Annotated in this window: 1 protein-coding gene; it reads right to left on the minus strand. The window is 64.5% G+C overall.

What is annotated here, in order from left to right; genetic code table 11:
• Window positions 1–53: 53 nt before the first annotated feature.
• Window positions 54–1450: transposase family protein (locus QN413_RS26955; protein ID WP_323499628.1), on the minus strand; the 1397-nt coding region annotated here is incomplete at its 5' end.

Below are 1450 nucleotides of genomic sequence, written 5' to 3' on the forward strand. Positions count from 1 at the left end.
CCCCCCCCCCCCCCCCCGCCCCCGTCGGCCGCGAAGTTTTCGCGGCGGCTGTTTCACACTTCGGCTGGTATGCCGGTCGACTTGCGCAGCCGGCCCAGGATCATTTCTCGCGCCCGCTCGGCGCGCCAAGCTTTGACCCGGCGTTGCAACGTTCGCAGTTGCGCGTTGCCGGCATACGCTTCCGGGAACATCGTTGCCAATCGGTTCATCAACTCGTTGCCCGAAGCGGACGGCTCGGCAATCAGCCAGCCGTCGACAAGCGGCCACGCGTCGGCGAACGGATCAACCTTTGTCCGCCACCAGTGCTTGGCGCCGGGCTGTTTGCGATGCGTGGGTCGGGCCTCTCCATCCTTCCACGCCGTGGACAGGCTCATGAGGAAGGCGTCGACGTCCGGCGACCTGCCTGGCGCAGCGTCGCTTGGCGTGCCGTGCGCTGCGATCTCACTCAGCGTTTGCTGCGCCTCCCGAATCTCTTGCAGCAACTGCACCGGGTCGAGGCTTTCGAGCTGCGCCTTCAGCCGCGCCTTGATCGCCGTCGTTGTGCTGGCGTGAGCCAGCAGCCGATCGCAAGGCGTTGCTGGTGTGAAGTAGATCTTGTGCACCCTGGCGCCGTCGCGCGTCTTGGATTTCAGCTTGAACGATGGCTGGAAGAAGTTCACGTACAGGCGAGATGACGCGTACAGCGTCGCAAGGGCCTTCGTCGCTCCGACCCCACTCAGACGGCCGTAGCCGACCAGCCTGCGCACGATGGAGCCGTTCTTCTGCTCGACCCAGGCCTGATCATTCTTCTTGTAGGCACGCGAGCGGGTCTGCACGAGGCCATGGCCTTTGCAGTAGTCGAACACGCTCTCGCTCATGAAGGCGCTGTCGTTATCGGAGTCCACGCCGAGCATGGCGAACGGCAGCTCGCCCGCCACCTGCTCGAACGCCCCGACGATCAGCATCTGTTCCCGCATTCTCATGGCGACGCACTCGGTCCATCCCGTGGCAATGTCCGTCATGGTCAGCGTATGAACGTAGTCGCCATCCGTCTTCGGGCCGCCACAGTGCTCGACCATGTCGATCTCGAAGAAGCCTGGCGGTGGGTCTCGCCAGTCGGAGAAGGTGCGCACTGGGATACTGCGTCGGATGGCCGAGCCCACTCCCTTGCGGCGCTTGCGCTGTCCGTCGATGTGCAAGCGCGCAGCGGCGAGCATGCGGTCGATGGTCGCTGCACTGACCTGAAGCACCTTGGTCCTAATGATCGGATCCAAGTCGAGATGGCCGTGACGTTCCATCGCGTCGACCAGGAGCGGGATCAGCGCCTTCAGCCGTTTGCCGCAGACCCGATCTGCCGCCTCCCACAGCATCGTCAGCGCTTGGCGCACCGCCTCGTCGTAGAGACGATTGCGCGCTCGCGCAGCACTCGTCTTCGTGACCTCGTCGCGTAGCACTCGGATCGCATGCTTGC

It is taken from the genome of Variovorax sp. LG9.2 (assembly GCF_035018885.1).
GTDB lineage: Bacteria > Pseudomonadota > Gammaproteobacteria > Burkholderiales > Burkholderiaceae_C > Variovorax.